Origin of the sequence: Streptomyces sp. NPDC092369 (assembly GCF_044755245.1) — a bacterium.
Taxonomy (GTDB): Bacteria; Actinomycetota; Actinomycetes; order Streptomycetales; family Streptomycetaceae; genus Streptomyces.
This window is the reverse complement of sequence record NZ_JBIVQP010000001.1, coordinates 1,901,386-1,918,950: the sequence shown is the minus strand read 5'-3', so window position 1 is coordinate 1,918,950 and position 17,565 is coordinate 1,901,386. Positions and strand designations below refer to the sequence as shown.

18 protein-coding genes and 1 pseudogene are annotated in these 17,565 nt (G+C 70.3%); 11 read left to right on the top strand and 8 right to left on the bottom strand.

The window, feature by feature from the left end:
- The first annotated feature begins 432 nt into the window (after positions 1 to 432).
- A complete protein-coding gene (locus ACIQI8_RS08365) occupies positions 433 to 1,047 on the top strand; it encodes a LuxR C-terminal-related transcriptional regulator (protein ID WP_402346151.1) in 615 nt (204 codons plus the stop codon).
- An 84-nt stretch (positions 1,048 to 1,131) separates the two neighbouring features.
- Positions 1,132 to 1,899, top strand: a complete 768-nt coding sequence (locus tag ACIQI8_RS08360) for a GNAT family N-acetyltransferase (RefSeq protein ID WP_402346149.1) — start codon at positions 1,132 to 1,134, stop codon at positions 1,897 to 1,899.
- Between the two features lie 276 nt (positions 1,900 to 2,175).
- Here ACIQI8_RS08360 and ACIQI8_RS08355 read toward each other — a convergent pair whose 3' ends face one another.
- The 7 genes from ACIQI8_RS08355 to zapE form a co-directional block, all read right to left on the bottom strand.
- Positions 2,176 to 2,952 carry a peptidyl-tRNA hydrolase gene (locus ACIQI8_RS08355; protein ID WP_402346147.1) on the bottom strand — a complete coding sequence of 259 codons (777 nt, stop codon included), beginning with the start codon at positions 2,950 to 2,952 and terminating at the stop codon, positions 2,176 to 2,178.
- Positions 2,953 to 3,058: 106 nt separating this feature from the next.
- Positions 3,059 to 3,886, bottom strand: coding sequence for a polysaccharide deacetylase family protein (locus ACIQI8_RS08350; RefSeq protein WP_402346145.1), 828 nt, complete (start codon positions 3,884 to 3,886; stop codon positions 3,059 to 3,061).
- Positions 3,887 to 3,987: 101 nt separating this feature from the next.
- On the bottom strand, positions 3,988 to 4,881 hold the full coding sequence (locus tag ACIQI8_RS08345) for a PPK2 family polyphosphate kinase (protein WP_402346143.1): 894 nt from the start codon (positions 4,879 to 4,881) through the stop codon (positions 3,988 to 3,990).
- Between the two features lie 117 nt (positions 4,882 to 4,998).
- Positions 4,999 to 6,465 (bottom strand): SulP family inorganic anion transporter, encoded by a 1,467-nt coding sequence (locus ACIQI8_RS08340; RefSeq protein ID WP_402346141.1) that lies wholly within the window; start codon positions 6,463 to 6,465, stop codon positions 4,999 to 5,001.
- Positions 6,466 to 6,473: 8 nt separating this feature from the next.
- Positions 6,474 to 7,052 (bottom strand): carbonic anhydrase, encoded by a 579-nt coding sequence (locus tag ACIQI8_RS08335; RefSeq protein ID WP_402346139.1) that lies wholly within the window; start codon positions 7,050 to 7,052, stop codon positions 6,474 to 6,476.
- 150 nt (positions 7,053 to 7,202) lie between these two features.
- A complete protein-coding gene (locus ACIQI8_RS08330; protein ID WP_402346138.1) occupies positions 7,203 to 7,595 on the bottom strand; it encodes a hypothetical protein in 393 nt (130 codons plus the stop codon).
- A 173-nt stretch (positions 7,596 to 7,768) separates the two neighbouring features.
- Positions 7,769 to 8,875 (bottom strand): cell division protein ZapE, encoded by a 1,107-nt coding sequence (gene zapE / locus ACIQI8_RS08325; protein WP_402346136.1) that lies wholly within the window; start codon positions 8,873 to 8,875, stop codon positions 7,769 to 7,771.
- 37 nt (positions 8,876 to 8,912) lie between these two features.
- On the opposite strand from zapE, the gene ACIQI8_RS08320 reads away from it, so the two are divergent.
- The 4 genes from ACIQI8_RS08320 to msrB all read left to right on the top strand — a co-directional run bounded on the left by ACIQI8_RS08320 (position 8,913) and on the right by msrB (position 12,736).
- Positions 8,913 to 9,878: a pyrimidine reductase family protein gene (locus ACIQI8_RS08320; RefSeq protein WP_402346134.1), complete on the top strand. Its 966-nt coding sequence runs from the start codon at positions 8,913 to 8,915 to the stop codon at positions 9,876 to 9,878.
- A 134-nt stretch (positions 9,879 to 10,012) separates the two neighbouring features.
- On the top strand, positions 10,013 to 10,486 hold the full coding sequence (locus tag ACIQI8_RS08315) for an indole-3-glycerol phosphate synthase (protein ID WP_402346132.1): 474 nt from the start codon (positions 10,013 to 10,015) through the stop codon (positions 10,484 to 10,486).
- Positions 10,487 to 10,926: 440 nt separating this feature from the next.
- Positions 10,927 to 12,315: a UDP-N-acetylmuramate--L-alanine ligase gene (gene murC / locus ACIQI8_RS08310; RefSeq protein WP_402346130.1), complete on the top strand. Its 1,389-nt coding sequence runs from the start codon at positions 10,927 to 10,929 to the stop codon at positions 12,313 to 12,315.
- 13 nt (positions 12,316 to 12,328) lie between these two features.
- Positions 12,329 to 12,736 (top strand): peptide-methionine (R)-S-oxide reductase MsrB, encoded by a 408-nt coding sequence (gene msrB, locus ACIQI8_RS08305; protein ID WP_401721549.1) that lies wholly within the window; start codon positions 12,329 to 12,331, stop codon positions 12,734 to 12,736.
- Positions 12,737 to 13,164: 428 nt separating this feature from the next.
- Here msrB and ACIQI8_RS08300 read toward each other — a convergent pair whose 3' ends face one another.
- Positions 13,165 to 13,620 carry a hypothetical protein gene (locus tag ACIQI8_RS08300; protein ID WP_402346128.1) on the bottom strand — a complete coding sequence of 152 codons (456 nt, stop codon included), beginning with the start codon at positions 13,618 to 13,620 and terminating at the stop codon, positions 13,165 to 13,167.
- Between the two features lie 469 nt (positions 13,621 to 14,089).
- Here ACIQI8_RS08300 and ACIQI8_RS08295 point away from each other — a divergent pair.
- From ACIQI8_RS08295 to ACIQI8_RS08275, 5 genes and pseudogenes are all read left to right on the top strand, one after another.
- Positions 14,090 to 14,309 (top strand): annotated as a pseudogene (locus ACIQI8_RS08295) (IS5/IS1182 family transposase); the annotation flags it as partial.
- Between the two features lie 415 nt (positions 14,310 to 14,724).
- Entirely contained in the window at positions 14,725 to 15,063 is a 339-nt protein-coding gene (locus ACIQI8_RS08290; protein WP_402346126.1) for a DUF6461 domain-containing protein, read from the top strand.
- A 418-nt stretch (positions 15,064 to 15,481) separates the two neighbouring features.
- Positions 15,482 to 15,970, top strand: a complete 489-nt coding sequence (locus tag ACIQI8_RS08285; RefSeq protein ID WP_402346124.1) for a hypothetical protein — start codon at positions 15,482 to 15,484, stop codon at positions 15,968 to 15,970.
- 36 nt (positions 15,971 to 16,006) lie between these two features.
- On the top strand, positions 16,007 to 16,831 hold the full coding sequence (locus ACIQI8_RS08280; protein WP_402346122.1) for a sensor histidine kinase: 825 nt from the start codon (positions 16,007 to 16,009) through the stop codon (positions 16,829 to 16,831).
- Positions 16,828 to 17,526, top strand: coding sequence for a response regulator (locus tag ACIQI8_RS08275; protein WP_402346120.1), 699 nt, complete (start codon positions 16,828 to 16,830; stop codon positions 17,524 to 17,526). The genes ACIQI8_RS08280 and ACIQI8_RS08275 overlap by 4 nt, the downstream gene beginning before the upstream one ends.
- Positions 17,527 to 17,565 lie beyond the last annotated feature (39 nt).

The window sequence follows — 17,565 nt, the reverse complement described above, 5'->3', positions numbered from 1 at the left end:
ACCCCAGTGCTGGTTTCGGACATAACGCTCACAACCCTTCCCGAATGTCGCCACCTGTGAGGGCGACGGCAGTTACTGCCGCAAACCTGCCAGCTCGATACTACGGAACGAGTCGGTGAACTCACCTCATGAGACCTGCTTCAACGCCCTGGTCCTCGGTGTGCGGGAGGTACTGCGGGAGCAGCAGGACCGGAGTCGCTTGAGAGTCACCCAAAGCGCGCCAAAGACCGACGCATGCGCCGAAGCTCCACTCGGTCATTTGACGGAAGCTTCGCACGACAGCGCAGCCCTATCGTGCTGATGGGCCGCAACGGCCTCATGCGCGGGACCCCGCGCCCTCGCGCCATGCGGTCAGCTCTGTTTGGGGTATGCCAGGTGTGTGAAAATCGAGCGGACGGAACAGGTGACGCGTCGGGCGCTCCGGTCTCTGTCGTGCTGAGGGCGAGTGACGCCATCCTGGAGCATGCGGCCACCGCCTACCTGCAGTCGTGTTCACGCATTGACGTCGCTTCCCCGGAAGGGCCACCCGCGGCGGACGTCTCCGTCCTGCTGCTGAACACCCTCGACGACGAGTGGATGAGGGTCCTGAGACAGGATGCCGCGCGCGCCCCGGGTCCTCCGGTCCCGGTGGTGGTGATGGCGGACCGCATCACCGAGCGACAACTCGCGCTCGCCATCGAGTACGGGCTCACCAGTTTCCTGTATCGGGGTCACTCCAACCTCGACCAACTGGTCGACGCGATCGTCAAGGCGAGCGCCGGCCGCAGCCACATGCCGGACGACCTGTTGGGTCATCTGATCGCCGAGTTGGGATACCGGCAACGACAGCAGACGCTCACGGATCTGGCGAAGAAGGGCGGACTCCTCATGCGCGAGATCGAGGTGCTCCGCATGCTGTCCGAAGGGCTCAACACCGTCGAGATCGCCGACAGGATGAGCTACTCGGAGCGGACGATCAAAGGGATCATCCATGACGCCGTGAAGAGGTTGAAGGTCAAGAACAGGACGCAGGCCGTCGCGTACGCGATACGGGTCGGGATCTTCTGAACGGCGCGGGCCGACTCCGCCGAGCTGTGGCGCAGGTCACACGCACGGCTTCGAACTTTGCGTCGGAACTCGTGTCTTGCAGGCATGAAGACGGACACAGACCTCGCACCCCAGCTCGCCAACTGCCGTGACTACTGGCTGGGCTGGGGCTCGGCCGAACGAGTCGACGGTGAACTGACCTACTACCGCAGCGGAATCCCGAACGGTCAGGTCAACGGAGTCCTCGGCCTGCGCGACAGCGCCAAGGTGGAGCAGTCGATCGCCTACGCGGCCGAACGGCTGGCCGGCGTCCCCTGGATGTGGTGGGTGGGCCCGGACAGCGCCCCCGGTGTCGCGGCCGAACTGGCCGACCACGGCGCCGTCCGGCTCGGCGCCATGCCCGTCATGGCCATCCGGACGGACAAGGTGACACCGGCCGAAGGCCCCTCGGACCTCGACATCGACGTGGTACGGGACGCGGACGCGCTCAAGGAGTGGGTGCACACCTTCGCCTCCTCGTTCGGCCTCCCGCCCGAGACCCACGACGACCTCCTGCGCCGCGAGTCCGAACGGCACGACGCCGACCGGATCGTCCGGTTCATCGGCCGCCGCGACGGCCGGCCGGTGGGCACCTCCCTCCTCTACGACGCCCACGGCGTGGCCGGCGTCTACGTGGTCGCGACCGCCGAGGACCAGCGCCGCCAGGGCATCGGCACGGCCCTCACCACGGCCGCCCTCACCGAGGGTGGGAAGCGCGGACTGGCCGTCGGCACCCTGCAGTCCAGCGCGCTCGGATTCCCCGTGTACCAGCGCATGGGATTCGAGCCCGTCACCGAGTACGAGCTCTTCCGGCTCCCCGATTCCGAGGCCTAGTCACGACGACGCCCAGCCGTCGCGGGCTGGGCGTCGCTCTCCCCGCTGCCGCGTCCACGTAGGTGGCTCCGGCGCGATGTGCCTGCTTCCTCAGCGTCGCCCTCGTTTACTTGGCCTTGCAGGGCGCCCCGGCGGGATCGTGGCCGCCACCGTCGCGCAGGTCCCGATGATCGTGCTGGCCGTCGGGGATCGCCGGCCCGGAGGCCGCCGAGTCCCCGAGCGTGACATAGGTTCCACGTGGGGCCTGTGTCGGCGATCGCAGTCGGACCGTCGAGGTCAGCTCCAGGTGGCCGGTCGGCGGACCTGGTCCGGCAGAGCGCCGACCCGGTCGTATCCCTCGACCGCGACCGTCAGCCCGGGCGCGATCTCCGTGAAGCCCGCGTCACGCACCAACGGCAGCCCGCTCGTGGTCAGTTCGGGCCAGCGGGCGGGGTCGGCGGTCCGTACGGCGAGCGGGAAACCGGCCGCGCGCCAGGCGTCCCGTTCCTTGTCCGACAGTTCCCACCAGGCCAGTTGGGCGCCGTGACCGGCCTGCGCCATCGTCTTCCCGGCGGTCATGTCCAGGTCCGGGTTCAGCCAGATCACGGGCTGTGCCGTCGGGTCGACTGCCAACGGCGGCTCAGGGTCGTCGAGTTCGGTGCCGGACACCTGGAGCTTGGCCAGGTCCTTGGGCCATCCGTCCAGCGGCACCGGCGGGAAGGCGCGCACCTCTGCCGACTCCCCGGTCACGGTGATCCCGGGCAGCGCCTCGGCTCGCCGCCACTCCGCGCCACGGGCCCGCCGCACGACCTTGCGGATCCGGGCGTCCTGCCAGTCCCGCACGGCCTGCGCCCACTCGCCCTCGCCGAGGGACCGCTCGTCACTGAGCATCACCAGCACGGCCCGCGCGGCGGTCTCCAGGGCGTCGGTACGGGCGGGCGGCGCGGCCTTCTCGATCCGCACGACGAGGGGCAGCACGAACTGCGGCGCCTCGTCACGGGAGGTGGGCTCGTTGCGGAAGGGACTGGCGTCCGGGGAGGGACCCGCGTCGGGGGAAGGGGAATCAAGGCTCACAACAACCAACCCTAAGCCTGTCACCCGCCACCCAGGAGCCCGCCCGCCGCCCCATCTGGCGGCCCCCCCAGCGCCCCACCTGGCGGCCCCCCCCCCCGCGCCCCGCCTACGACCCGATCAGCTGCGACACCTTCACGAACCGGTAACCCCGCGCACGTAGCTCCGGCACGATCGTCCGCACCGCCCGCTCGGTCGCCGGCGCCGCACTCCGCGTGCAGTGCATGACGACGACCGACCCCGGCCGCACCCCGTCAAGGACCTGCCGGGCCACCGCGTCCGCATCGGTGGCGAACGCGTCCCCGCTCACCACGTCCCACTGCACCGCGGTGACACCGGTCGCGGAGAGCGCCCGCAGGGCCTGATGGTCGTAACACCCGCCGGGGAAGCGGAAGTACGGCATCGCGTCCGGCACGCCGGCCCGGCGGAACGCGGTGTACGCGCGCTCCACGTCCGCCCGCATCCGGTCCTCGGACACCGTCGGCAGGCCGTAGCAGTCACCGGTGAAGGCGTAGTGGCTGTAGGAGTGGTTGGCGACCTCGAAGAGCGGGTCCCTGCCGATGGAACGGGCCTGGACCGGGTACTGCTCGGCCCACCGCCCCGTCATGAACACGGTCGCCGGCACCTGCAGCGCCCGCAGTGTCGCGATGAGCCGCGGATTGTCGAACCGTTCACCCGACGCCGCCCGGGCCCCCTGGTCCGCGGTCATGTCGGCGTCGAAGGTGAGCGCGACGGTCTTCCCGTGGTCGCGCGAGCCGTTCTTGAAGACGGGCGTGAGCCCTGCGGGCCCGGGGGCGAGCGTGGGCGGCCGGGACGGGACGGCGGAGGTCGCGGAGGGGGCCGGCCGGGCGGCGGGAGGCGCCGCGGGGGCACCACAGGCGGTGAGCGCGGCGCCGAGCGCACAGGCGGCGGCTGCATGGCGTACTCGAATGATCACCGTACGAAAGTAAAGGTACTAATCAGGCAAATCGGTCACCGCCGCGCGCCCTCATCCGGGTCACGCCCGAGCCGTGCCCGCCTGGGTCAGGCCGGGGTCGGTCATCGCTCCTTCAGCAGCCGCTCCCGGTACTCCGCCGCGTCGAACCCCGCCTTCGGGTACTGCGGGTCCAGGGCCTCCAGGTGTTCGAGGAGGAGCCTGCTGATCGCCCAGTTGCGGTACCACTTGCGGTCGGCCGGGATCAGGTGCCAGGGGGCGTACGGGGTCGAGCAGCGGTCCAGGACCTTCTCGTAGGCCTTCTGGTAGGCGGGCCACAGGGCGCGGTCGTCGATGTCGCCGGGGTTGAACTTCCAGTGCTTGTCCGGGCGGTCGAGCCGGGCGAGCAGCCGGCGGCGCTGCTCCTCGTAGGAGATGTGCAGGAAGCACTTGATCACGGTCACGCCGTCGTCGGTCAGCGACTTCTCGAACTGGTTGATCTCGGCGTAGCGGCGCTTGATCCCGGCGCGCGTGATGATCCCGCGGACGCCGGCGGCCAGGACGTCCTCGTAGTGGGAGCGGTCGAAGATGCCCAGTTCGCCGGGGAAGGGCAGCGGCTTCCACACGCGCCACAGGAAGTGCTGCGCGAGCTCCTCGGGGGTGGGGGCCTTGAACGCCTTGATCCGGCAGGCGGACGGGTTGAACAGGCCGATGACGTGCTTGACCGTGCCGCCCTTGCCGCTGGTGTCCATGCCCTGCAGCACCAGCAGAATCCGCCGCCGGTCACCCGCGGTGCTCGCCGCGAACAGACGTTCTTGCAGGTCGGCGAGGTGCTCCGCCATGACGGCGGTGGCTTCGAGCCCCGCCTCCTTGTCCTGCGGACCGCCCGGGGTCGCCCGCGCGTCGAAGGCCGCCAGCTCTATCCGCTTCCCGCCCGGCACCCGCAGCAGCTCCCGCACATCGGCCGCGTCGGCGCTCCAGATCCCACTCTGCTTCTTGTGCTTGCCGTCCTTGGCCATGAGCACCCCTTCCGGTCCGGTTCCTCGATCCTCGGGCGCGGGGGTGGGGCGCGCCAGTCCTGCTCCGGGGCACGGGCGCCCCGGAGCAGAACAGCGGACAGGACAGGCGCTACGCGCTCACGCCGCCGTGACCACCTTCACTGGCTCGGTACCGGCCGCGCTGTGCCGCTCGGCCCAGTTCTCAAGGGCCGTACGGCAGGCGTGGTCGAGGTGGTGCAGACCCGACAGGTCGAGCTCGACCGGCCGGTCCTGGGGGAGTGCCTCCAGGTCGTCGAGGATCTTCGGCAGCCGCAGGAAGGTTGCGTTGCCCGACAGATACGCGTGGACCGGTCCCGCGCCCTTGTCGACGACCTCCATCTTGAGGTGCGAGGCCTCCCAGGCGGTCTTCGCGACGGCCAGCGCGAGCCCGATGAGCACGCCCTCGAACATGCTGACCGCGACGATCGACACTGCCGTGACGACCAGAATCAACGCCTCGCCGCGGTGCTCGCGCCACAGCGACACGATCTCGCGTACGGGGATCAGCTTGGCGCCCGAGTAGACGAGGATGCCGGCCAGGGCCGGGATCGGTATGTAACCGAGGGCACCGGGCAGCAGCGCCGCGAACAGCAGCAGCCATACGCCGTGCAGCACCCGGGACGCCTTCGTCCGCGCGCCCGCCTGGACGTTCGCCGCGCTGCGCACGATCACCGCGGTCATGGGCAGCGCGCCCAGCATCCCGCAGAGCGCGTTGCCCGCACCCTGCGCCACCAGCTCCTTGTCGTACTCGGTGCGCGGCCCGTCGTGCAGCCGGTCCACGGCCGCCGCGCTGAACAGCGACTCGGCGGACGCGATCAGCGTGAACGCGACGATCGTACCGAGCAGCCCGATGCCCGCCAGCTCACCGAAGGCGCTCAGCGAGGGCGGCTGGACGGAGTCCAGCAGACCCTTCACCTCGACCATGGCGACCGGCATCGAGAGCACCGCGGCGACGAGCGTGGCAAGACCGACCGCGGCGAGCGGTCCGGGGACCGTACGCAGCCGCTTCGGCATGCGCTTCCACAGCACGAGTACGGCGATGGTGCCGATGCCGAGCCCGAGCGAGGCCAGGGCGTCGGTGCGGCCGAGGGCGTCGAGGAGTGCTCCGGGGAGCCGGGCTATCTTGTCGAGCCCCGAGGCGGGGGCCTTCGCGTCGGCCATCGCGTACAGCTGCCCGGCGATCAGGACGAGTCCGATGCCGGCCAGCATGCCCTCGACGACCGAGACCGAGATGGCCCTGAAGTAACGCCCCAACTTCAGGACACCCATGGCGATCTGGAGGATGCCGGTCGTGAGCACGATGACCCCGAGAGCCGGCAGCCCGAACTCCCGCACCGCCTCGAAGACCAGCACGGTCAGGCCGGCGGCGGGACCGGACACCTGGAGGCTGCTGCCCCGCATGAGTCCGGTGACGATCCCGCCCACGATGCCGGTGACCAGGCCCAGTTCGGCCGGGACACCGGAGGCGACGGCCACGCCCACGCAGAGCGGGAGCGCGACCAGGAAGACGACCAGCGAGGCGGCGAAGTCCTGCCGCAGATAAGGGTGTTTCGTCGTCAGTGACATGGGCGTGCTCACAGGGCCGCGAAGGTGTCGGACTGCGGGTCGTGCGCCAGGACGGCGCCCGTGTGGACCTCGTAGTACCAGGCGTGCAACGACAGTTGACGGCCCTTCAGCTTCTTGTCGAGGTACGGGTAGGAGCGCAGTCGCAGCAGCTGCGTCAGGACGTGGCTCTGCACGCCCTCCGCGACGGCCGGGTCCTCGACCGCTCCCGAGGGGCGCGGGGTGGCATGCGCGAGCCAGTCGCGCACGGCCGGTACGGCGGTCAGGTCGTCGCCGCGCACCAGGGCGCCGACGGCGCCGCAGTGCGAGTGGCCGCAGACGACGATGTCGCGGACGCCGAGCACCTCCACGGCGTACTCGATGGTGGCCGCCTCGCTGGTGGGGTGCTCGGAGGCGTACGGCGGAACGATGTTGCCCGCGGTGCGCAGTTCGAAGAGCTCGCCGGGACGGGCGCCCGTGATCAGGGCCGGGACGACCCGGGAGTCGGAGCAGGTGATGAACAGCACCTGCGGAGACTGGCCCTCGGCGAGTTTTGCGAACTCCTCAGGGCGTTGTCCGAACGTGCGGGCGTTGTCGATGAGGGGCTGCATGATGGGGTGACTCCTCCTGGCGCGCGGCGGCGCGTCGGTGTGGGGGCAGGACAGAGAAGTGCGCGGACGGACGCGTCGATCGGACGGAAGTGTCGTTCCGACGGATTCAGCCGCAGACAGATGTGTGTGAGTGGGGGGACTGCTCTGCTGTCAGCAGCGGAAGACCTGAAGTGCCGCTGGGGAGTGGGCGGTCGAGGGTCTCGACGTACGCGGCGCCCGGAGTACGACCGGGGGGTGCTCGGCCGCCGGGTCCTGAACCAGCAGCGGGCGTTCGGGGTCTTCCGGTGTGACGTCGACCGCTCGGTGGCGGTCGCGGGTGCGCAGGGGACCGGTCGGGTCCCCCGGGTGATCGCAGTGTCGGAACGTGATCGTCTTGTCGCGAAGTGCCTTGCCGGAGAGGTTGGTTCCGGGTGGAGCCTTGGCCTCGACATGACGGATCGTGTGCGCGGATGCGAAGGAAGCGGTGGGCGCGAAGAACTGGAGGGCGAGCAGGACGGCGGCGAGGGCCGCGATGACGGTCCTGGTCGTCGTACCTCGGAACATGCGCCCCCCTCCGGACACTTCACGCCTCTTGTGCAGACCAAAGCCTGGTCAATGGATGGTCAAGAAACACGGTAACCCTGCGAAGTCGTTTGCAGGGTTAACTTAACGTTTCGAGCTGAAGAGAGCCTGAAATGTGCCGGTGCCTGGCGTGATCAGGCCGGTTTAGGTTGCGGTCAGCGGGCTTCGACCAGCGACTTGCCGTCGCGGGCCAGCGCGGTGAGCCGGGAGATCGCCCGGAAGTACTTCTTGCGGTAACCGCCGTTCAGCATCTCCTCGTTGAACAGCCGGTCGAACGGCTGCCCCGAGGCCAGCACCGGGACCTCGCGGTCGTAGAGCCGGTCCGCGAGCACGACGAGCCGCAGCGCCGTCGACTGGTCGGGGACGGCCTGCACGTCGGTCAGGCAGACCGCCCTGAGCCCGTCGGTCAGCGCGCCGTACCGGCTCGGGTGGACCTTGGCCAAGTGGGCCAGCAGGTGCGGGAAGTCGTCGAGCGAGGCGCCCTCGGTGGCGTACGCGGCCTTCGTCACCTGCTCGTCCGAGAACGGTGTCGGCGCCGCCGGCAGACCGCGGTGGCGGTAGTCCTCGCCGTCGATGCGCAGGGAGCGGAAGCGGGCGGCCAGGCCCTGGATCTCGCGCAGGAAGTCGACGGAGGCGAACCGGCCCTCGCCGAGCTTGCCGGGCAGGGTGTTGGAGGTGGCGGCGAGCGCGACGCCCGCGTCCACGAGCCTGCCCAGCAGGGTGGATACGAGCACGGTGTCACCGGGGTCGTCGAGCTCGAACTCGTCGATGCACAGCAGCCGGTGGCCGGAGAGGGTCTGGACGGTCTGCTGGAAACCGAGGGCGCCGACCAGGTTGGTCAGCTCGACGAAGGTGCCGAACGCCTTGAGGGCCGGCTCGGCCGGGGTGGCGTGCCAGAGGGAGGCGAGCAGGTGGGTCTTGCCGACGCCGTAGCCGCCGTCCAGATAGACACCTCGGGGTCCGGCCGGGGTCTTCGGCGCCTTGGCCTTCCCGAACCCCAGGAACCCGCGCTTGCCGCCACCCACGGAGGGCGCTCCGCCGAGCCCGGCCGCGAAGCCCTCAAGGACTCGTACGGCCTCGGTCTGGCTCGGCTGGTTCGGGTCCGGCATGTACGTGCTGAAGCGGACCGAGTCGAAGCGCGGCGGCGGCACCATCTCGGCGACCAGCCGCTCCGCGGGGACATGCGGAGCGCGGGCGCACAGGGACAGCGGGGCCGGGTCGGCTATCGGGCCGATACCGGGAGCGGCAGGGGAGGACGACACGGTTCACCATGGTAGGCGCCGTGCCACACTGCACGACATGCGACGCCTGTTCCCTGTGACCGACGAGACAACGACGAGTGCCTCCGGCGGTGGGGTGGGACGGGGCGAAGGGGCGCCCGGAGCTTCCGGCGGACCCGGTGGTCCGCCCGGAGGAAACCTCGTCGACCGGGAGGGGAGCCTCGCGGACCGGGAGGGGAGCCTCGCGGACCAGGAGGGGAGCCCTGCGGCACGGGAAGGGAGCCCCGCGGAACGGGAACAGGCCCTCGCCGACCGGGAATGGACCCTCGCCGAGCTCTCCGCTGCCTACGCCTATCCCGAGCCGCCCGCCGACGGGCCCACCGTGCCCTACCTGCGGGGCAACATGGTGTCCACGCTCGACGGGGCCGCACAGCACGACGGGCGGTCGCAGGGGATCTCCAGCGCGGCCGACATGCGCATCTTCGGCACACTGCGCGGCCTCGCGGATGTCGTCGTGGTCGGTGCTGAAACGGTACGCCAGGAGGGTTACCGGCCCGCACGCGCGCGTGACGACTTCGCGGCGGCGCGTGAGGCGGCCGGACAGGGCCCGGCGCCGGCCATCGCCGTGGTCACCGCGAGCCTGGACCTCGACTTCTCCCTCCCGCTGTTCACCTCGCCCCTGGTGCCGACGCTCGTCCTCACGGGCGCCTCGGCCGCCCCGGACCGGGTCGCCGCCGCCGAGAAGGCCGGTGCCCGGGTGGTGATCGCCGGCGACGGCGTCGGCGTGGACCCCGCCCGTGCCGTACGCGCGCTCGGCGAACTCGGCCACACGCGACTGCTGACGGAGGGCGGTCCCCGGCTGCTGGGTCAGATGATCGCCGCCGGAGTCCTCGACGAGCTGTGCCTCACCGTGTCGCCGCTACTCACGGCGGGGGACGCCCAGCGCATCGCGGGCGGCCCGTCCGTCGCGGTTCCACAACGATTCGCACTGGTGTCCCTGCTGACCGAAGAAGGCTTCCTTTTCGGCCGCTACCAGCGCACTTGAAATTCGTTCAACGGTATCGCCGCTCCCGAAATCGGCGGAATCTACCGTTCCGCTTAGTGTTCGGCGGGCACACTGAATCTCGCAAGTCCCCGTGACACCACGGGGCAGGATGGTTTCCGCAGAAGGGGCGCCCGGTGTTCACAAGCGTATTGATGATCGAGAAAGCCCTGACGTCCGCCGACGTGGAGTTCGTCACCTCGCTGCACGGTGACGAGCAGGTCGCCTTTCATGTGCTGCTCCAGCCCCGCGGCGACCAGGCGGACCGCCTGCTGCGGGCCATCGACGACGTAGCGCTCGGCGAGCTGGACGAGGCCGCCCGGGAGAACGAGGTACCCGAGGGCGAGGCCGCGAAGGACTTCGGCGAGCGGGCCCTGGAGGTGTCGCTGCAGGCGCTGCACGCGGCCGGCAACGCGGCCGAGGGCCGGATCGTCGAGGACCACCCGCTGGACGCCCTCAGGGCCCTGGTGGAGGAGATCGGCGCGGACGAGGTGCTGGTGCTGACGGACCCCCACTACGTGGAGGAGTTCTTCCACCGGGACTGGGCGTCCAGGGCGCGGCACAAGGTGGGTGTGCCGGTGCTGAAGCTGTTCTCGCACAGCAAGGCGTGAGGGTGGGCGGGAGGGCGGGTGCGGCACGGGCTGGACGGCGGGCGTGACATCCGGGGGAGGGGGGATGTCGGGTGTGGCGTCGGTGGGACGTCGGGCGTGGCACCCGGGGGGATGTCGGGTGTGGCAGCGGTTGGACGGCGAGTGTGGCTCCGGGGAGATGCTCGGTGTGGCATCGGGGGGGCGGCGAGCGTGACACCGGGAGATGTTCGGTGTGGCATCGGCGGGACGCTGGGTGTGGCACTGGCGGGGTGCTGGGCGTGGCACCGGCCGGACTACGGCTGGACGCCGTGCGTGACACCGGTCGGACCACGGCTGGACGCCGTGCGTGATATCGGCCCGACTCCGGGCGGGACTCCCGGCGGACGTCACTGATTGTCAGCGGCACGGCATAGGCTTGGCCGCTGAACGTCAGCCTCAGCAGCACGCACAGGGAGACACGCATGGCACCCGGCCTTCCCACCGCCCTGGACCGACCGCACTTCATCGGCATCGGCGGCGCCGGGATGTCGGGGATCGCGAAGATCCTCGCGCAGCGCGGGGCCCAGGTGGCGGGCAGCGACGCGAAGGAGTCGGCGACCGCCGAGGCCCTGCGCGCGCTGGGCGTGACGGTGCACATCGGGCACGCGCGCGAGCACCTCGCCGACGACGCGAGCAGCGTGGTCGTCTCCTCGGCGATCCGTGAGGACAACCCGGAGCTGGCCCGCGCCGCCGAGCTGGGCATCCCGGTGGTGCACCGCTCGGACGCGCTGGCCGCCCTGATGGAGGGCCTGCGCCCGATCGCGGTCGCCGGCACCCACGGCAAGACGACCACGACGTCCATGCTGGCGGTGTCGCTGGGCGAGTTGGGCCTGCGGCCGTCGTACGCGATCGGCGGCGACCTCGACGCCCCCGGCTCCAACGCGCTGCACGGCGAGGGCGAGATCTTCGTCGCCGAGGCGGACGAATCGGACCGCAGCTTCCACAAGTACGCCCCCGAGGTCGCGATCGTCCTGAACGTGGAGCTGGACCACCACGCCAACTACGCCTCGATCGACGAGATCCACGAGTCCTTCGAGACCTTCGCCGGACGCATCGTCCCCGGCGGCACCCTGGTGATCTCCGCGGACCACGAGGGCGCGCGCGAGCTGACCCGCAGGCTCGCGGGCGCGGTGCGGACGGTGACGTACGGAGAGGCGCCGGACGCGGACGTACGCGTCCTGTCCGTCGTCCCCCAGGGCCTCAAGAGCGAGGTCACCGTCCTCCTGGACGGCGAGGAGCTGACCTTCACGGTCTCCGTCCCCGGCCGCCACTACGCGCACAACGCGGTGGCCGCCCTCGCCGCGGGCGCCGCCCTCGGCGTCCCGGCCGCCGAACTGGCCCCCGCGCTGGCCGCGTACACCGGCGTGAAGCGCCGCCTCCAGCTGAAGGGCGAGGCGGCCGGCGTCCAGGTCATCGACTCCTACGCCCACCACCCGACGGAGATGACGGCGGACCTGGAGGCCATGCGGGCGGCGGTCGGTGACGCCCGCATCCTGGTCGTCTTCCAGCCGCACCTCTTCTCCCGCACCCAGGAGCTCGGCAAGGAGATGGGCCAGTCCCTCTCCCTGGCCGACGCCTCGGTCGTCCTCGACATCTATCCCGCGCGCGAGGACCCGATCCCCGGCGTGACGAGCGACCTGATCATCGAGGCGGCCCGGGCGGCGGGCGCGGACGTGACGCCGGTCCACGACAAGGCGGACGTCCCCGAGGCCGTCGCGGGAATGGCGAAGCCCGGTGATCTCGTTCTCACCATGGGCGCGGGTGACGTGACGGACCTCGGCCCGCTGATCCTGGACCGTCTCGCGAAGTAAGGGGCTGAGCTTCATGTCGTACGACGTCGAAAAGCCGGACGAGGAATGGCGCGCGGAGCTGAACCCCGCGGAGTACGCGGTGCTACGGCAGGCCGCCACGGAACCGGCGTTCACCGGCGAGTACACCGACTCCAAGACCAAGGGCGTCTACTCCTGTCGCGCCTGCGGCGCCGAACTCTTCACCTCGAACGAGAAGTTCGAGTCCCACTGCGGCTGGCCGTCGTTCTTCGACCCCAAGGACACCGACGCGGTCGAACTGATCGAGGACCGCACTCACGGCATGGTCCGCACCGAGGTCCGGTGCGCCCGCTGCGGCTCGCACCTCGGGCACGTCTTCGAGGGCGAGGGCTACGCGACGCCGACCGACCAGCGGTACTGCATCAACAGCATCTCGCTGCGGCTGACGCCCGACGAGGGCTGAGGCGGGACCGCAGGTTCGAGCCCTGGCGCTCGCCGGACCTCGGTCGTCGGACCGCTCGCGCGCCGTTGCCACCCCCGCGTCCGGTCACGACGCCAAGACGGCGCGCCTGCGCCGGCCGGCAGCGCTGCTACCTCACGTAGAGGTGGCCGCCGGTGGTGGTCGCGGCCGGGCTGGAGGTGCCAGCGAAGAGGTAGCGGTAGCAACCGTCGGCGGTGGCCTTCACAGTGGCTTCAGGTGGTCAGTGGTGATGGCCGCGAGGGTGGTGTAGGTAGTGATGTTACTGGCGGCAGTTTGAGCTCCTGACTGTTGTGGCCTGTGTACGTGTTGGTGGTCCAGTTCGCGCAGGTCAGAGCACCGGTGACGGTGGGGTTCTGCCCTTTGGGGCGATCGGGGCGGCCAGGTCGATCAGGAGCGATTCGGGCGGACGATCACGTGCTGCTTCGTTCGCCGCATACCAGGGCCTCAGCCTCGGCTTCGGCCTTCGGTAGCTCCTCGTCGATACCGCATTTGAACAGCCCTGACTCGGTAGCTGACGACCAGGTGGTGAGGACGCCGCGAACGGATTCACCGGTATGCGTGCCACAGCCGTAGACGAAAGACGCCTCGACCGTGTCGATACCGACGGCGGCCACCAGGACCCCGTCGAACTTCCCGGACGAGGTCTTGAGGGTCTTGTCACCCTTGCTCAGGGTGAAGGTGGTTCCGGCCTTCGCCAGATCGAGTCCGGTCTTGTCCGCGAGGGCGGCGACGGCCGCCTGTGGATCGACCACGTCGTTGGTGCGAGATGGCGTGACGGCTGCCGTCAGGGTGCGGACCGGCACCAGATCGAACGTTGACGTGACGGTTTCGCCCTCTGGGATGTGCAGCTCCTGGGGGTCGGACACGGCGGCCAACGTCTCCCGCTTGGTGATCTTGCCCCAGTGGAACTTCCCCGCAGGGCACGCCCAGTTTGAAGGATGGGCACGGCTCGTCTTCGATGTAGCACTCGCCGACGGACGCGTCTGTGATGCCTCGGCCGTGCACGACGCTGTCGCCAGGACGGCCGCAAGGACGGCGGCACCGCGAAGTGGTCTATTCATGGTCAGCATCCATTGTTGATGGCGATCTTAGCCAGGGCATCCTGCGGTCTCTTGTCGCAGCGGTAGGCTTCCGGCGATATCGCCACCGCCGTCAGTGAACTCACCCATCTTGTGGCGGACCGTGTACTCGGTGCCGAGGTGGATTGGCCTTGATGGCCATATAGGGCAGGGGAGTTGAGCGCTCGGTTCGGTGTGGGGACGTCGCCGTGGATCGTGTGTCGGATGAGCTGTGGGATCACCTGAAGGCCCTGCTGCCGCCGGCCCCGGTTTCGGCTCGGGTGTGACGTGCTGGTGCCGTCTGAGGGACTGGAACGAGGCCGGAGTCTGGCAGCAACTGCACGAGGTCCTGCTCGCCGAACTCAATGCCGCGTCCCGGCGGGACTGGTCCGCTTCGTGGTCGACTCCTCCCGCGTCAGGGCCCAATAGGGAGGGGGCAGCACACGGTCCCGTCGCCAGTCGACCGGGGCCGTGCCGACTCGAAACACCACCTCATCCGGACACGGCACTCCGCTCGCGGTCCTGTTGACCGTCATCGAGCGGCTGGGCCCTGTTGCCGTGCAGATCTGCCCTGGAAAGGATCCAGTGTCCTACCAGATGGCAACACCATGCTGCAGTTCATACCTGTAATGACTCTTTGGCCGAGCAGGCCCACGACCAGAGGCCTGCTCTTGGACCTGGCGCAGATCGACTGGCCGTCCTTGTGACGACGTCGCGCGGCTGTGCGGGCTTGTAAGTGGTTTCCTCTACGGTGCCCGCTATGACGCACTGGATACACGGCCCGCTCCCCCACCACGAGGAGATTAACGTCGTCTTCTTTCGGGGAATCTCGCTGGACGCGCTCACGCAAGACTCCTCGGCCAGCGGCGAAAGCCACTCGCCTACGGCAAGGGCACCGATTGGGGGTTGGTGATGCACGACATGCTCAGCTGGGAGAGCGGTGACTACGACCTTGCCCATTATGGGCAGTTGTGCGCGGCCGGCGGTGAGCTCGCCGTATTCGAGACCGAGCCATGCCTCGTCAAAGCCCATGGCCCCTCGTTCCAGTACCTCCGCGATGGGCGACTGATCACCGCTTTCAGCTTCGAGACTCCGTACTACCGGGCAGGCGAGGAGCCAGACCTGTTGCTGCCCGCCCTCACCGCGGCGAACCTGATCGACCCGGCGGATCTTGACAGGGACGACAACGAGGAACGGACTGTGCAGGCAATCACCGGTTTCCTCTCATTGCCCGAACTCGAAATGCCCTGACCGCGGGACGCTGGCCGCCCTGCCTGACGCGGCCCCGACCGATCAGCGGTACTGCATCAACCATCTCGCTGCCGCTGAAGCCTGAGGAGGGCTGAGAAGCACGTAAGTTGGCACCTGGTCACGCCGGTTGCTCGTTCTTGCCGGACCTGGCGATTGCTCACTGGTCCGCCGACTTCAGCGGATGAAGCAGGTCGGGCCGGTCACCGAGAGCGGCAAAGGACGTGCCGCAGCCACGTATACGCACGCCACCCTGCGCCGTCAGCCGTCAGCCGTCAGCCGTCAGCCGTCAGCCGTCAGCCGTCAGCCGTCAGCCGTCAGCGCACCGCGTCGGTCGTGCTCACCGTAGCCATGGTTACGTGTGAGACTCGCGGTGCGCGGGCGGCGGGAGTCGGCCGATGGCGAACGGAGCGGGGGAGTGGTGAGTATGTGGCCCGACGCGATCCGGTCCGCGGCCGGTCCCGGTCGCCGCCGGATCTTCGATCGTGGTGACGTGATCGGCGCGGGCGCGCTGGTCGCCTGCGTGGTGGTCTCGGTGATCGCGGCTGACGGGACGGCGCTGAAGGTCGTTGTCGCCGTGCTCGGACTCTGCGCGGAGCTGGGCATGGTGCTCAGTGGCCGGGCCCTGCCGACGCCGCTGACCTGGTTCGGCGTCGCGCTGACCATCGGGACCGGCTTCGCCATCATGGCTCTCGTGCCCGACGGGCTCGGCGAGGTTCCCGTGCTGGCCGCCGCCGCCGTGCTGCCGATGTCCATCCCGGCCGGGCCTGTGCGCAACGCCTGCGTCGCGCTGCTGGCGGTCGGCTTCGGCGTCGCGGTCATGGTGATCTTCGGCAGCGTGGCAGGTCTGCTGTCGGCCGTCGGCGTGTGGCTGCTCGCCGACCGTTCGATCGAGCACGCCGCACTCTAGGCGGAACGGGACCGCGCGGTCGCGCTGCTGGCCGAGGTGGAGGCGTCCCGCGCGTCCCGCCAGGAGGCGGCGGCCCTCGAGGAGCGCAGGCGGATCGCCCACGAGATGCACGACGTGCTCGCGCACAGCCTCGCCGGGCTGTCCATGCAGGTACAGGCGGTCAGGGCGATCGCGCGGCGTGACGGTGCTCCGGCGACGCTGACCGGGCCGCTGGACCGCGCCGCCGAGCTCGCGCGCGACGGAGTGCAGGAGGCCCGCGCGGCGGTGGGTGCGCTGCGTTCCGTACCGCTCCGAGGCATCGCCGATATCGACGGCCTGACCAGGGGTTTCCCGGGCGAGGCGCGGCTGCGCGTCAGCGGTCGGGCCGGTCGACTCACACCCGAGGCCGGGCACGCGGTGTACCGGGCGGTGCAGGAGGCCATGACGAACGCGGCGCGGTACGCGACCGGCAGTGCCATCGACGTGGACCTGGTGTGGGAGGGCTCCGAGATGCGCGCTGTCGTGCGGGACCGTGGGCTGCCGGCCGGTCGTGGCCCGTCGGGCGTGCAGGGCAGCGGCACGGGGCTGCGCGGCATGGCCGAGCGGATCGAGGCCGTCGGCGGCTCGTTGACCGCCGGACCCGCGCCCGAGGGACCGGGCTGGCGGATCGCGCTCCGTGTGCCGGTCGTGGAGGACGATGAGGCAGTGGCGGACACCGCTGCCGAAGATGTGGCCGCAGCGGGCGGCGCTGTCGCGAGCGGCACCGACGCACCCGGCACTGTCGCGAGCGACACCGACGCACCCGGCGCTGTCGCGGGCGGCACCGACGCACCCGGCACTGACGCCGGCGGCATTGCGGCAGACGGGAAGGCGGACGCGTGACGATTCGAGTGCTGGTCGCGGACGACCAGGCGGTGGTGCGGGACGGGGTGGTGCTGCTGCTGACCTCGGCGGAGGACATCGAGGTGGTCGGGCAGGCCGGCGACGGGAACGAGGCGGTGCGGCTCGCCGTGGCGGAGCGGCCCGATGTCGCCCTCGTCGACCTGCGGATGCCCGGGCTCGACGGCGCGCAGGTGACGGCCGAGATACTGGCTGCGGGCATGGAGACCCGGGTGCTGATCCTGACGACGTACGCCGACGACGACGCGGTGATGCCCGCGCTGCGGGCCGGCGCGCTCGGCTACCTGACCAAGGACGCGACCGGCGAGGCGGTGCTGACCGCGGTCCGGGACGTGGCGGCCGGTCGGACCGTCCTCGACCCGGCCGTGCAGCGGCGGCTCGTGCAGCTCGTCGTGACGGAGCCCAAGGCGCCCGCCCCCTCGCCCGCCACCGCGCTCGCGTCCTCGCCGGCGGCGCTTCCTCCCGAGGCCGAAGGGCTGACCAGGCGGGAGGTCGACGTCGTCCGGCTCCTGGCGAAGGGGCTGAACAACCGGCAGGTGGCGCACGAGATGGTCGTCAGCCTGGCGACGGTGAAAACGCACCTCAACCACGTCCTGGCCAAGCTGGCGCTTGAGGACCGCGGCGCGCTGATCGCCTGGGCCTGGCGCTTCGGCCTGGTCGACAACACCGAGCAATAGGGGTGCGGACTTCAACCCGGGTTACACCCCAGGGTTGAA